15 protein-coding genes are annotated in these 13,670 nt (G+C 64.9%); 8 read left to right on the top strand and 7 right to left on the bottom strand.

Translation table 11 applies throughout. The features are described 5' to 3' along the window. A partial coding sequence (locus EN738_RS18410) for an ABC transporter permease (RefSeq protein ID WP_145966872.1) occupies positions 1-1,196 on the top strand: 1,196 nt, incomplete at its 5' end. A 3-nt stretch (positions 1,197-1,199) separates the two neighbouring features. Beyond that, on the top strand, positions 1,200-2,027 hold the full coding sequence (locus tag EN738_RS18405) for an ABC transporter permease (protein ID WP_127284937.1): 828 nt from the start codon (positions 1,200-1,202) through the stop codon (positions 2,025-2,027). Here EN738_RS18405 and epmA read toward each other — a convergent pair. Then, a complete protein-coding gene (epmA, locus tag EN738_RS18400; protein ID WP_127284936.1) occupies positions 2,024-3,076 on the bottom strand; it encodes an EF-P lysine aminoacylase EpmA in 1,053 nt (350 codons plus the stop codon). The genes EN738_RS18405 and epmA overlap by 4 nt on opposite strands. A gap of 129 nt (positions 3,077-3,205) precedes the next feature. On the opposite strand from epmA, the gene efp reads away from it, so the two are divergent. Continuing rightward, positions 3,206-3,775 carry an elongation factor P gene (gene efp / locus EN738_RS18395; protein ID WP_127284938.1) on the top strand — a complete coding sequence of 190 codons (570 nt, stop codon included), beginning with the start codon at positions 3,206-3,208 and terminating at the stop codon, positions 3,773-3,775. Positions 3,776-3,794: 19 nt separating this feature from the next. Here efp and EN738_RS18390 read toward each other — a convergent pair whose 3' ends face one another. The 3 genes from EN738_RS18390 to EN738_RS18380 form a co-directional block, all read right to left on the bottom strand. Continuing rightward, positions 3,795-4,895, bottom strand: coding sequence for a glycosyltransferase family 4 protein (locus tag EN738_RS18390; RefSeq protein ID WP_189605885.1), 1,101 nt, complete (start codon positions 4,893-4,895; stop codon positions 3,795-3,797). 118 nt (positions 4,896-5,013) lie between these two features. Beyond that, a complete protein-coding gene (locus EN738_RS18385) occupies positions 5,014-5,670 on the bottom strand; it encodes a glutamine cyclotransferase (protein ID WP_127284934.1) in 657 nt (218 codons plus the stop codon). Positions 5,671-5,707: 37 nt separating this feature from the next. After that, a complete protein-coding gene (locus EN738_RS18380; protein ID WP_127284933.1) occupies positions 5,708-6,928 on the bottom strand; it encodes a helix-turn-helix domain-containing protein in 1,221 nt (406 codons plus the stop codon). A 111-nt stretch (positions 6,929-7,039) separates the two neighbouring features. On the opposite strand from EN738_RS18380, the gene EN738_RS18375 reads away from it, so the two are divergent. Together EN738_RS18375 and EN738_RS18370 are read left to right on the top strand one after the other, a co-directional pair. Further along, a complete protein-coding gene (locus EN738_RS18375) occupies positions 7,040-7,789 on the top strand; it encodes a DUF899 family protein (protein WP_127284932.1) in 750 nt (249 codons plus the stop codon). A 91-nt stretch (positions 7,790-7,880) separates the two neighbouring features. Further along, positions 7,881-8,150 carry a hypothetical protein gene (locus EN738_RS18370; RefSeq protein ID WP_127284931.1) on the top strand — a complete coding sequence of 90 codons (270 nt, stop codon included), beginning with the start codon at positions 7,881-7,883 and terminating at the stop codon, positions 8,148-8,150. A gap of 351 nt (positions 8,151-8,501) precedes the next feature. Here EN738_RS18370 and EN738_RS18365 read toward each other — a convergent pair whose 3' ends face one another. The 3 genes from EN738_RS18365 to EN738_RS18355 all read right to left on the bottom strand — a co-directional run bounded on the left by EN738_RS18365 (position 8,502) and on the right by EN738_RS18355 (position 10,693). Beyond that, on the bottom strand, positions 8,502-9,980 hold the full coding sequence (locus EN738_RS18365) for a hypothetical protein (RefSeq protein WP_127284930.1): 1,479 nt from the start codon (positions 9,978-9,980) through the stop codon (positions 8,502-8,504). Between the two features lie 126 nt (positions 9,981-10,106). Beyond that, complete coding sequence (locus EN738_RS18360) at positions 10,107-10,382, bottom strand: hypothetical protein (RefSeq protein ID WP_127284929.1); 276 nt, start codon at positions 10,380-10,382, stop codon at positions 10,107-10,109. Between the two features lie 44 nt (positions 10,383-10,426). After that, the gene (locus EN738_RS18355) at positions 10,427-10,693 is read right to left on the bottom strand and encodes a hypothetical protein (RefSeq protein ID WP_127284928.1); all 267 of its coding nucleotides are present in this window, start codon (positions 10,691-10,693) and stop codon (positions 10,427-10,429) included. 334 nt (positions 10,694-11,027) lie between these two features. Here EN738_RS18355 and EN738_RS18350 point away from each other — a divergent pair, with 334 nt between their 5' ends. The 3 genes from EN738_RS18350 to EN738_RS18340 all read left to right on the top strand — a co-directional run bounded on the left by EN738_RS18350 (position 11,028) and on the right by EN738_RS18340 (position 13,667). After that, entirely contained in the window at positions 11,028-11,300 is a 273-nt protein-coding gene (locus tag EN738_RS18350) for a helix-turn-helix transcriptional regulator (protein ID WP_127284927.1), read from the top strand. A gap of 81 nt (positions 11,301-11,381) precedes the next feature. Continuing rightward, complete coding sequence (locus EN738_RS18345) at positions 11,382-12,842, top strand: phospholipase D-like domain-containing protein (protein WP_127284926.1); 1,461 nt, start codon at positions 11,382-11,384, stop codon at positions 12,840-12,842. A gap of 24 nt (positions 12,843-12,866) precedes the next feature. Further along, entirely contained in the window at positions 12,867-13,667 is an 801-nt protein-coding gene (locus EN738_RS18340) for an endonuclease/exonuclease/phosphatase family protein (RefSeq protein ID WP_127284925.1), read from the top strand. Positions 13,668-13,670 lie beyond the last annotated feature (3 nt).

Raw genomic sequence — 13,670 nt, 5'->3', positions numbered from 1 at the left:
ATTCGGCGCTCCGGCGCGCCGAATTCGGCGACCGGCTGCGCACGCTGCTGCTGGCGGCGCCTTTGCTCATCCTCCTGGGGCTGAGCTTCGGCATCCCAATCGTGCTCCTGCTGTCGCGCGCCGTCTATGATCCGACAATCGCAGATGCTTTGCCCAAGACGACCGTGGCCCTGGGCGGCTGGAACGGCCAGGGCCTGCCGGGTGACGATGCCTTCGCGGCGCTCGCGGCGGACCTCAAGGACAATCAGGCCAAGGGCACGGCCTATGAGCTGGCAAAAAGCCTCAACGCCCGCCTGCCCGGTGCGCGCAGCCAGGTGCTGAAGACGGCGCGCAAGCTCGAAAGCGCCGACGGCCAGGCCGCGCTCGACGCCGTGAAATCGCTGCCGTTCTGGTCAGCGCCGTCGACCTGGCCGACGATCCGGAACGGCACTCACAGCCTCACCTCGTTCTATCTGCTCAGCGCCCTCGACCTGCGCTGGAATGCCGATGGCAGCATCGAGCGGGTGCCGCCGGAGCAGGCGATTTTCGTGCAGGTGTTCCTGCGCACCTTCTTCGTCGCCGCCGCGGTGACGCTGGCCACGCTGCTGCTGGGGTTTCCGCTGGCCTATCTCATCGCCAGCGTACCGAAGGGGCTGGCGGCCATCCTGATCGTTGCGGTGCTTTTGCCGTTCTGGACTTCGATCCTGGTGCGCACAGCCGCGTGGACGGTCCTTTTGCAGAAATTCGGGCTGGTCAATGACTTCCTGCTCTTTATCGGCGTCGCAAGCGAACGGCTCGACCTGATGTACAGCCGTATCGGCCTGATCATAGCCATGACCCATATCCAGCTGCCGTTCACGCTACTGCCGATCTACAGCGTCATGCGCACGATCCCGCCCTCGCAGATGAAGGCCGCCTATTCGCTCGGCGCCAAGCCCTTCACTGCCTTCCGCCGCGTCTACATTCCGCAGGTGTTTCCGGGCGTCATGGCCGGCTGCCTGCTCACCTTCATCTTGTGCCTGGGCTACTACATCACGCCGGCGCTGATCGGCGGCGCCAGCGACCAGCTGATCAGCAATTTCATCGCCAACTACGTCAATGTCGAATTGAACTGGGAGATGGCGGCGGCGCTGAGCTTCATCCTGCTCGTCTTCACGCTGGCGCTGTTCGGCATCTTCGCCCGCATCCTCGGCCTCGACCGCCTAAGGCTGGTGTAGCCCATGCTGTTGTCTCCCTACCCCACAACCGGCGAACGCATCCGCATCACCCTGCTGTGGATCTGGTGCGGGCTCGTCATCCTGTTCCTGCTGGTGCCGATCCTCATTCCGGTGCCGCTCTCCTTCAACAGCGGCGCCTTCTTCATCTTCCCGCTGGAAGGCATCTCGACGCGCTGGTACGAGGTGGTGCTCGGCACCCAGCGCTGGCAGTCGGCGATCGGCAACAGCCTGATCGTCGCCTTCGGCACGACGCTGATCGCAACCACGCTCGGCACGCTGACGGCAATCGCGCTCTCGGACGAGAAATTCCCGGGGCGCCGCATCGTCATGCCGCTGCTTCTGTCGCCACTGATCGTGCCGGTGGTGATCACCGCCGTCGGCTCGTACCTGTTCTATGCGCGCATCGGCCTTGCCAGCACCTATGCCGGCATTATTCTCGCGCATACCGCGCTCGCCAGTCCCTTTGTCGTAGTGACGGTGGGCGCGAGCCTTACTGGCTTCGACCGCAATCTGATGCGCGCCGCCGCGATCTCGGGCGCTAAGCCGCTGACTTCGTTCTTCCGGGTGATGTTGCCGCTGATCCTGCCCGGCGTGCTCTCTGGCGCGGCCTTCGCCTTCGTCACTTCCTTCGACGAGGTCGTGGTCGTGCAGTTCCTGGCCAGCGCCGGCCAGCGCACCATGCCGCTCGAAATGTTCATCGGCCTTCGCGAAAAGCTCAGCCCGGCGATCACCGCCGCCGCGACGCTGATGATGGCGCTGTCGATCGTGCTTCTGGTGGTGGCCAATCTTTTGGCGCGGCGCGGTCAGAAACGGCCGGGCACCGCACCCTAGATCGGTGCCCCGGCCACCGGCGTCCAGATCACATCGTCGATCCTGGTCGCGCCGGTCGCCAGCATAGCCAGCCGGTCGAAGCCGAGCGCCGAGCCACTCGCCTGCGGCATGCTGGCAAGCGCCGCCAGGAAATCCTCGTCGATCGGGTAACGCTCCTGGTAGATGCGCTCCTTCTCGTCCATCTCGGCGGCGAAGCGGCGGCGCTGTTCCGCCGGATCGGTGAGTTCACCAAAAGCGTTGGCGAGCTCGACGCCGCAGCAATAGAGCTCGAAGCGCTCGGCGACGCGGGGATCCTCGGCGCTCGGCCTGGCAAGCGCGGCTTCCGAGGCCGGGTAGCCATAGAGGATGGTGGCGCGCCCCTGCCCGAGCGCCGGCTCGACCTTCTCGACCATCACCCGGCTGAACAGGTCGGCCCAGCTGTCGTCGGGGGCGGTGCGTATGCCTGCCCTGATCAGGGCTGCGTGAAGGGCGGCGCGATCGGTGCCGCCATCGGTTGCCACCGTCGCGAGAAGATCGATGCCGGCATGGCGCGAAAAGGCCTCGGTGACGCTCAGCCGCTCCGGCTCGGCGAAAGGGTCGGCCTCGCGGCCGCGAAAGCGGAAGGTCCTGGCACCCGCCTTCTCCGCCGCCAGCGCCAGGAATTCGGCGCAGTCGCGCATCAGGCTCTCATAGGTCTCGCCGACCCGGTACCATTCGAGCATGGTGAATTCCGGATGATGCAACGGGCCGCGCTCGCGGTTGCGCCAGACCGGGCCAAGGCTGAAGATGCGCCGTTCGCCGGCGGCCAGCAGCTTTTTGCAGGCGAATTCCGGCGAGGTGTGGAGATAGAGCGGCTGGCGCGCGCCGTCCGTCCCGATCGCCTCGGTGGCGAATGCCGCAAGATGCGCCTCGTTGCCAGGCGAAACCTGCAGCGCCGAGGTCGTCACCTCGATGAAATCGCGCTCGCCGAACCAGCCGCGCAGCGCCGCAGTGATGGCGTTGCGGGCGATCAGCCGCGGCCGGCGATCGGCATGGACATCGGGCGTCCACCAGGGGGAAGCGCCGGTCATGGGCGGGAAAATCGCCGGGAAGGCTGGCGGTTCGGCGCGAGATGCGCTAGGGCGCGCGGGATGGCCGCCGTTGCCGATTTGTGGCAAGCAGCATTCTCAGGCCAAGAAACTCGATTGGGATTGAACACTGTGGTCAAGGTCATCGCCAGCTCCTTACGCAAAGGCAACGTCGTCGATAAGGACGGCAAGCTCTATGTCATCCTCTTTGCCGAAAACATCCACCCTGGCAAGGGCACGCCGGTGACGCAGCTCGACATGCGCCGCATCGGCGACGGGGTGAAGGTTTCGGAACGCTACCGCACCACCGAGCAGGTGGAGCGCGCGTATGTGGAGGAGCGCGAGCACACCTTCCTCTACTCGGACGCCGAAGGCTTCCATTTCATGAACCCGGAGACCTACGATCAGGTGGCGGTGACGGAAAGCGTGGTCGGCGACGCCGCGCCCTACCTGCAGGAAGGCATGCCCGTGCAGGTGTCACAGTTCAACGGTATCGCAATCGCGCTGGTGCTGCCGCAACGCGCCACCTTCGAGGTGGTGGACACCGAGCCGGTCACCAAGGGCCAGACGGCGTCCTCGTCCTACAAGCCGGCGGTGCTTTCCAACGGCGTGCGCACGGCAGTGCCGCCGCACATTTCCGCCGGCACGCGCGTGGTGGTGATGACGGCCGACGGCTCCTACGTCGAGCGCGCCAAGGACTGAGTTCAGGACGAGTCCAGACCTACCAGAGCTCGCCGGCGACCAGGCGGGCCGCTTCCTCGTGACCGCGCGACAGGGCCGGATCGGCGCCGAAGATCCGCGCATTCGACGACCATGACTGCAGCCGGCCCGGCGCCTTGCCCCGGCTGATCGCCGCGATCAGGTCACGGCGCGAGCACGCGCCCGGGATGACGAGGCCGGCATCGGCCTTCTCCACCAGATGAGCGAAGCCGCAGGTCTCGGTGAGGATGATCGGCAGCCCGTTGGCCAGCGCCTCGACGATGACCGTTCCGGTGGTCTCGATGCGCGCTGGGTGAACAAGCAGGTCCGCCGCCGCCATGATGGCGGGGATATCATCGCGAAAACCGAGGAATCTTATGTTGCCGCGCAGCTGCCGCGGCACGCCGCGCAGCACATGGCCCGCCATCGGAGTGCCGGCGGCGATCCCTGCGACCAGCCAGACGCAGTCGGGGAATGCCTCAAGAGCGCGCGCCACGCGGTCGAACCCCTTCACCCATGCCGCCCAGCCGATCGACAGCCAGGTCTCTGCCCCCGCCCCGATGCCTAGTTCCGCCCGCATGCGCTCGCGCGTTCCGTCGCTCCGCAAATGCGGCATCCGCCGCGCCGGGTCGAGGTTCGGCGAGATCTGCCGGAAGCGGCCGTCCGGCGTCTTCCAGATGCTTTGGTATTCGCTCTGCTGGCGCTCGCTGAGCATGATCAGGCTGGTGCGGGCGCCGGGCGCGAAACAACCCTGCTCGAGCTGCATCTGGGTGCGGTAGCGCGGCGAGAAGGTGCGCCAGGCACCTTGTTTGACCTTGGCGTAGGAGCGATCGCCGGAATAGTAGATGTCGAGCATCGGCAGCTTGTTGAAGCCGACGATGCGGTCGAAGTCGCGCCGCTGCGCGGCGAGTGCCGCGCCCAGCGCCACGTCGCGGCCGGGATTGGTGGGGTTGGTGGTCTTGACGATCCGGACCTGGCAGCCCGGATCGATCGCGCCACGTATTTCCGTGGTCAGGATGGTGACGTCGTGGCCGGCGGCGGCGACGTGCCTGGCAATCGACAGGCAATCGCGCTGCAGCCCGCCGAAAGACGACAGATTGCTGATCGCCATGCCGAAACGCATGAAGATACTTCCCCAAAGCCTTCCTGCTTTTATCTTTTCTTTCAGAGGCCTGGCAAGCTCGAGGCGCGCTTCGAGCGCCTCGATCACGAAGTTCTGAACGCGTCTTCGGCTTCGCCGGCTATTTGTTCGCCGCCGTGGAGGGGTGCACCGGGCGGCGTACCGCCCGCACCTTGCCGCTGTTGCCGCCGCCGCAGAAGAAGCAGCCGCCGCCATCCGACTCAAGCCCGGACACGCCGGTTCCAGCCGGCATCTCCAGCATCTCGAGCACCTCTCCAGTGCCGGGATCGATACGCCGCAGATCGCTCTCATCGCCTTCCCAGGTGCCGTGCCACAGCTCGCCGTCGACCCAGGTGACGCCGGTGACGACGCGCTTGGACTCGATGGTGCGGATCACCTTGCCCGTTTCGGGATCGATCTGATGGATCTTGCGGGCACGGTATTCACCGACCCAGAGCGAGCCTTCCGCCCAGGTCAGGCCGGAGTCGCCGCCATTGCCGGGGGCCGCAATGGTGGCGACCACCTCGCCGGTCTGCGGCTCGATCTTCTGGATGCGGTCCTCGGCGATCTGGTAGAGGTGCTTGCCGTCAAAGGCGGTTCCGGCATGCGCGGCGACATCGATCGAGCGCAGCGTCGCCCCGGTCTCGGGATCGAGCGCGTTGAGCTTGTCGCCGGAGGCGAACCAGACCTTTTCGCCGTCGAAGGTCACGCCGGCGACGGTCTTGACGCCGGGAAAGGGCCCGTATTCACGCAGGATTTCGGCGGCGGCTCGTTTCATCTTGATCTCCATCGATTTGAACAATCTCGCCACTAACCTAGTCGCTGGGCAACGGACCTGGGAGTAACAACACAGTCGGGAATGCCGGCATCGGCGGCGTCATCCAGCGCCGGGCCCTGCCGCGGCCGACCGGCTGCACCTTGTGTTGCCCCGAAAGCTCTTCCAGCGCCCGCTGCACGGTGCGCGCGCTGGCGCCGAGCGCGATCGCCAGCGCTGAGCTCGACCATGACTCGCCGTCGGCCAGGAAGGCGAGCACCGCGCCGTGCTCTTCCTCGACAGGGGGCGCCAGCACCACGACCTCGCGGGCGCGCCGCGGGGCCAGCTCGAAGCCCTGGGCCGTGGCGTTGATCTCGGCGAATGCGCCGAGCTCGGCGCGCAGCCGGCCCATCTCGACCCGCAGCCGGGCGCGATGCGATTCATCGGCATGCCTGGCGCGAAAAGCGCGTCTGAGCAACGCCTCCCGCGATGCGTCCGCCGGCCAGGCTTCGGCAAGCGTGCGCGCCAGCGCAAACAGCACCGGCCGCGTCGCCAGTTGAACCACCGCGCCCGCCTCGCGCACGACATTGCGGCAGGCATCGACGACCAGCGCCTGCGAGGCCAGCAGCGCCTCGACCTCTTCGAGCAGGAGCAGTCTCTCGGAACCTTGCGCGATGAGCCGCGCGGCGGGCATCTTCAGCACCAGCGAAGCGTTTTCCACCTCGGTCGTGAGCGCCGGTATGTTCGCCTCATAGGCGGCGAGCGCTGCCCGGCCGAGCGCGGCCCGCGCCGCCTTTGTCCTCAGGCGCCGGACCGCGATGCCGGCGGCCGCAAGCTCGTGCGCGACGCGCGCGACCGGCGGCAGCGGCGTGGGGTCGAAGCCGGCAAGCAGACGTTCTGCTTCGTCGAGGCGGCCGATCAGGATGAGGCGGCGCGCTTCCAGGCTTCCCGCATAGGCGGCGTTGACACGGTCGCCATGCCCTTGAAGCGTCGCTCGCGCCGTCCGCAGCGCCTTTTGCGGCCAGCCGAGATCGCGTGATACCAGCGCGATCTCGGCCTCGGCGACGACGCAGCGCGCGCGCGCCACCGCCTCTTTCGGGCTGAACGCGCGGGCAGCGCTTTTGAGCAGCGCCTTTGCCCGCTCGAGATCGCCGAGCTGGGCCATGGCGATGCCGCGCAAGGCCAGCGCCGGCGCGTCGTCGCGCAGCGCGACCCGCTTCAAGGCGCCGAGCGGATCACCCGCCGCGAGCGCGCGGCCGGCTGCGGTGATCAGCGAGTCCATGCAGGGCCCGCCGGCGCAAATCCCGTCACACTTGTAACTCTCATCATCGCGCCATCCGGCCCTATGTCTGTCCTCGCACCCCAACCAAACCGAAAGAATGGGACAAGAGCAATGACCCAACACATGAAGACACCGCCGATCGTTTCGCAGGAGGCCTGGGAAGGCGCGTATGAAGAGATGCTCGTGAAGGAGAAGGCGATGACGCGGGCCCGCGATGCGCTCGCCGCCGAGCGCCGCCGCATGCCATGGATGGCGGTCGAGAAGGACTATATGTTCGACGGCCCGAACGGCAAGGCAAGCCTGCTCGACCTATTCGAAGGCCGCCGCCAACTGGTCGTCTACCGCGCCTTCTTCGAGCCCGGCGTCTATGGCTGGCCGGAACATGCCTGCCGCGGCTGCTCGCTGGGCGCCGACATGGTCGGCAACGTTGCCCATCTCAACGCCCGCGACACGACGCTTGCCTATGCCTCGCGCGCGCCGCAGGCCGACATCGCGCGGCTGAAGAAGCGGATGGGCTGGGAGATGCCCTGGTACACGATCACCGACAGTTGGGACAAGGATTTCGGCGTCGACGAATGGCACGGCCACAACGTGTTCATCCACGACGGCAGCCGCATCTTCCGCACCTATTTCATCAACAATCGCGGCGACGAGGCATTTGGCACCGTCTGGAGCTATCTCGACGTCACCCCGCTCGGCCGCCAGGAGATATGGGAGGATTCGCCCGAGGGCTATCCGCAGACCCAGACCTACAAATGGTGGAACTGGCACGACAACTACGAAGAGGGCGCCGCCCCCGACCAGAGATGGGTCGAGGTGTCGGATGTCGGCGAAGCGGCCTTCCGCAACAAGGACGCCTGAGCGCGAAGCGACTCTGGCGGTGCCAGCCGCACCGCCAGAGTCGATCCCCGATCGGGCCTTGACGGCCCTTACCCCTTGGAAAGTGGATACAATGAGCAGCGAAAACGACGTCGCCCTTGCGGCGGCTGATTCCCCTCGCCCCAACGACTTGAGCGGCTTCGGCCTCGCCGACTGGCTCTGCCTGGCGGCAGCACCGACCTTCGCGGTCATGGCGCTGCTGACCGCCGCCTATGGCGGCCACGACATGATGTGCATGCCCGGCCCCGGCGCCTCCATGCTCAGCGGCATGGTGCCGATGTATCTGCTGATGGCCGGCTTCCACCTGACACCCTGGCTGCGGCTGGTGGCGAGGCGCAGCTGAATTCTGCCGCCTTCGCCCTTTGCACGGGAGGTTTCGTGCTTACGCGCTGCGAAATCAGCCAAATTGCGTGCCGGTGCGGCTTTGGAAATGCCAGGCACTGCAGCAGGGTTGCTCCGCCAGCCCACGGGCATTACGCCAAAGAAGCCGAGACACCCAAACAGTTCGGCCAGCATCACGGCGAGGACATGCCCCCTCCCCGGCGCGTTCGTCTGCGGACGCCAATCGTCACTTCGAGTTCATCGCCTTCTCGCGCGTGACCCGCCACAAGGACGAGATCACCACCGGTTTGCGCCGTAGGTTACGGTGCCGGGCGCTTCCACCACAAATTTGGTGACGTGCAGGCCAAGAGGATCATATCTCGGTAATCGGCAACTCAACCGTGACCGCAGGCTGGCGCAGGAACCGCCGGTAGTCGCGTATCAGGATGCCCGGAACCGAAAGGGTCCGCCGCACGGAACCATCCGACTTGCGAAGCTGATACTCTGATTTCACCTGCCCGTCGCGGCTGAAGCCCGACGGACTGCTTGGGTCGACCTTGACGATGCTGCGAACTTTGTCCTGGTAGTCGACGATTCCTTGAAGGATGTCCTTGATCGACGTCGCGATCTCCGTGCGATCCTCGGGGCGGTCGATCACGGCATCGAGCAGTTCGCCGAGCTTGCGCAACGGCACCAAGCGGTCTTTGTTCGGATCGCCGTTTCGAAAGGCGATTTCGACGTCGACCAGGCTGAGAAGGGACACGAACTCTTCCTTGATCAGAAAAATTCCGACGTTCACGGGCCGCGCAGTCGGGTTTTGAGCCGTCTTCTCCATGACGCTCTCGGTCTCCTCGTCCGTCTGCGTGGATGCCGTTCCGGTGACCATGCGTTGCTGACGGACGCGGTTCGCCTCGGAAACTTGAGTGTCGATGGCCGATGCGGTCGATTCTGCGAATTCCTCTCTGACCTCGTTGGTTGCCCCCCTCGCATGAACCTGGGCGTCCGCGCTACCCTCCCCGAATCCGACGGACGCTTCCCCGTGGAAGCTCCCGTCGAAACCATAATTGTAGTTATTCCTGCCGAACCTCGCGTCGGCGGTATCCTTGATTTGCTTGTTGAAATTGCTCTTCGCTTCCTGGTCCTGGCTGTCCATCACAGTGGAGGTCAGTTCGGTGCTCTTCGACGTCTTCTTCTTGACGATCAGCTTGTAGGTCATCGATCCGCCTGGCGACAGGCTGACGGAACCGACCATGTCATCGCGCGCCAGATCTCCGCGGAAGCTCGCAAGCTGATAGTGTTCCACCAGGAAGAGCTGTGGTCGCAGGTCCGTCGGCGCGGTCACGCCGCCCAGCGTGAAGGGCACGCCCAACTCCCTGAGCTTCAACTGGAGCGGGTTCAACGACAGCTGGAAGAAACCGGCCTGGGCACCTATGTAGTTCGCGATAATCCCCGGCTTGATCATTGGAGGCTGCGAGGCAATCACGGCGGGAGGCCAAGGAACATTCGGACCTGGCAGGTCGATGGTTTCCCTGAACTTGGCCGAAGCACGGAAGATCGCCGGCGTCGAGAAGCCGTACTGGATCGTGTCCATGCCCGGTTCAAATCCAAGCAGTGAAAAGGCCTTTAGCAGTCCCTCCTCGGTCTTGAGGTCGAGGGGTGGAATTCGCATCGGCTCCGGGGGCGCCGCTGCGCCCGAATACCCGGTGAAAACGCCGCGTTTCAGGCCTAGCGATATGAACACCGGCTCCGGCCGGAAAGGCACGGAATCCTCGGGGTTGACTTGCACGCTGACGCCCAGGCCTTGTGCCGGTTCGGCAACGTTCGGATTGCTCGCCATTTGCTCGTTCGGCATGATGTGTCACCCTTTCCTTGCAGAAAGCCCAAGCCGGCGAACCGACGTCACCTCGAAAATCTCTCGGGCTGAGCCTGACGTCGCGCTTCGTGGTCTCTCTGCTTCTGCAGATGAATGTCGGCGATGTCAGACGCCCGATGGGCACGCTCCGTCGAACGCGGCCCAGCCGGGCATGGACTGGTTTGCCCGGCCTACCATCGCAGCTACCGTATCCGCCGCCGCTTCAGGGGAAGGCGCATAGATGCGGAGCGTGAATGTCTGGCGGCCCAGGAACGTCACACAGAACGCAAACGGACCAATCGTCCGGTCGCCCGTGCTGTCGATCGTAACCTGTCCACCCGACAGGTCGTACTCGCCGAAAGCCGAACCAACTATATCCAGGAATTCAGCGGCACTGCTCATCGTCCTGCCTCCGGAATCGTTCCGCTCTACTCATCCGAAATGGGTCATCCGAAATGGGTCGTGACATCTACAGTCGCGTTCTGTCCCACGTCGACAGTACGTTCCGCCGTCGCCTCCGGATCGTCAGCACGCTGGGCGTTCCAGCGAATCCTGCCTTGCCCGCGGCCATCTTCCTGAACCGCAATCTGCATGGTGACGCCTTCATTCATGCGCTGACTGAAGGTCATTTGGGCGCCACCAAGGTTCAAGTCGATAACGCTGACGAACAGGTCGGCCAAGTCGGAATTGTGCAAATTCAATGTAATTGCCATTCATTATTCTCCATGTTCTGACCGCACAGAGGTGTAATCGGCGACCGATTCCTTGGCGAAATCGATTGTCTGCATCGAATGTTGAACAAGAAGCCCGCAACAGTGAAACTTACTAATCCCACGAGTTTGATACTGGCGCATCGGACGTTCGTCCTATATCGTTGCATCCATCGGCGGCTTGGGATGCCAGACTTCGAGGGGCTTTGGCACGTGCAGTCTTCAATGAACCGCACGCAAAACCACACACGCATGGATCACCTCCCCGGATTGACGCTACGGGAGAGAGTGCAGTGCCTAGGCACGCCCCGGTGCTTCAGAGGCCGGGCAGAGTGTCATGCATAGCGTCGTCGGCCTTTCCACGAGCAGAGGCATTGAGGCCGAGCAAGAGGAAGCAAGAGAGCGCCTGCGTCTGCGGTTCGGGCTGACCAGAGCCGAGACCGACGTTGCCCTGGAGATTCTCAAGGGTGACGGGCGGACCGCCGCTGCGGCGCGGCTTTGCATCGCGCCCACCACCGTCAGGGCACATCTCAGCCACATCTTCGAGAAGACAGGCGTCCATCGGCAAGCAGAGCTGGTCCGATTGCTGATGCAGGGAGGTCACGGGTAACAGGTCTCGCCAAGAGCGTGTCCTCGACCTGTTCCACCAACCGCATTGCCTTCCGCTTCCGCACGCACAATAGTCGGACCGATGCTGCAGGCAATCGCGAGTCACTGGTCCGAGCTTATCCTGATCCTCTCGTTGGCGATGGCGGCCGTCGGCATCGTCCACGCCATCATGACCAAGGAAGACGTGCGCGCCGCCACCGGCTGGGTCGGCGTGATGCTGCTGTCGCCCTTCCTCGGCGCGATCATCTACGCCATCGCCGGCATCAACCGCATCCGTCGCGCGACGATCAGCGCCATGCGGCCGCTTTCCGGCGAGGCGGCTCTGGCCAAGCAGGAGCGCGACATCGCCGCCGAGGATTTGATCACGGCCGAGTACGGCCAGCGCTTCGTCGGGCTGAAGACGTTGGGCGACAGGGTGGCACGCCGTGCTCTGACTTCAGGAAACGCGATCGCCGTCCTGGAAACGGGCGACGAGGCCTATGCCGCTATGTGCCACGCCATCGACGGCGCGGAGCGCAGCGTGCTGCTCGAGACCTATATCTTCGACAATGACGCCGTCGGACAGCTGTTCGTCGAAGCGCTCGGCCGCGCCGTCCGGCGCGGCGTCGCCGTGCGCGTGCTGATCGACGCCGTCGGCGTGCGCTACTCCGTGCCCAGCATCCTCAAACAGCTCAAGGAGGCGGAGGTCAGCACCGACCTCTTCAACGGCAACATCGTCATGGGCCTGAGACTGCCCTATGCCAATCTGAGAACGCACAGGAAGATCCTCATCGTCGACGGCACGGTGGCGTTCACGGGAGGCATGAACATCCGCAAGGGATTCTCCGCCGAATTCGCCGGTTCCGACAGTTCCAGGGACACGCATTTCAAGGTCAACGGGCCGGTGGTGGCCGACCTGTTCGCGGTCGCGGCGGAGGACTGGCGCTTCGCCGGCAACGAGGCCCTGAAGGGCGAGACCTGGCAGGTGGCGGCACCCTTGTCGGCGCCCGGCCAGCCAATGCTGGTGCGGGCGGTGGCGAGCGGACCGGATGCCTCGAACGAAACCAACCACAAGCTGCTGATGGGCGCGTTCTCCGTCGCGCGCAAATCGATCCGCATCATGTCGCCCTATTTCCTTCCGGATCGCGAACTGATCAGCGCGCTGACCACGGCGGCGCGGCGCGGCGTCGAGATCGACATCGTCGTGCCGGCGGTCAACAACCTCTTCCTCGTCGACCGCGCGATGACGGCGCAGTTCGACCAGGTCCTGAAGCATTATTGCCGCGTCTGGCGCCACGAAGGCGCCTTCGACCATTCGAAACTGATGGCGATCGACGGCGTCTGGGCCTATATCGGCTCCTCCAATCTCGATGCCCGGTCGCTGAGGCTGAATTTCGAGATCGACATGGAGGTTCTTGATGCGGACTTTGCCGCCGAGATCGAGGCACGCATCGGATCGGCCATCGCCTCCGCGCAGCCGGTGACGCTTGAGACGTTGAAGGCCCGCCCCTTCTTCATCCGCGTCTTCGACCGGTTGCTGTGGCTGGGATCGCCCTATCTATAGCGCAAGGAACAGAGCAGCAGGGCCATGGAGATAAACGGACGCAACCTGCCGGAGACCGTGCTCCTGTCGATCCGCCACAGAAAGGCGCGGAAGGCAAAGGCGACGCCGCGCAAGCGGGTTGACGGCCCCGAGATGGTGGTCGCTTCCTACAACGTCCACAAATGCATCGGCACCGACCGCAAATTCGATCCCGAACGGACCGCGCGCGTCATCCGCGAAATCAGCCCGGACGTCATCGCCCTGCAGGAGGCCGACAACCGTTTCGGCGACCGCGCCGGCTTGCTCGATTTGGCGCGGCTCGAACACGAAACCGGGCTGGTGCCGGTGCCGGTGTCCGGCAACGGCAAGGGCCATGGCTGGCGCGGCAATGTGCTTTTGTTCAAACGCGGCACGGTGCGCGACGTCCACCAGATCAAGCTGCCGGGGCTCGAGCCGCGCGGCGCGCTGGTCGCCGAAATCGATCTCGACGAGAAGCGGTCGCTGCGCGTGATCGCCGCCCATCTCGGCCTGCTGCGCCGTTCGCGCTCCGAACAGGCGCGCGTCGTGCTCGACATCATGAGCAGCGCCGACGAGAGGCCGACGCTTTTGCTTGGCGATCTCAACGAATGGCGGCTGGGCAACCGCTCGGCGCTCAACACGCTGCACACGACATTCGGGCACACGCCGCCGGCGGTGCCGACCTTTCCCTCGGGACTGCCAGTGCTTGCGCTGGACAGGATCATGGGCAACCGCAACGACATGGTCTCGGCGGTGGAAGCGCACGACACGCCGCTGTCGCGGGTCGCCTCGGATCATTTGCCGCTCACGGCTTTCGTGCATCTGTGAGAT

This window comes from Mesorhizobium sp. M4B.F.Ca.ET.017.02.2.1, assembly GCF_003998955.1.
Classification (GTDB): domain Bacteria; phylum Pseudomonadota; class Alphaproteobacteria; order Rhizobiales; family Rhizobiaceae; genus Mesorhizobium; species Mesorhizobium abyssinicae.
This window is presented reverse-complemented; position numbering and strand designations above follow the sequence as displayed.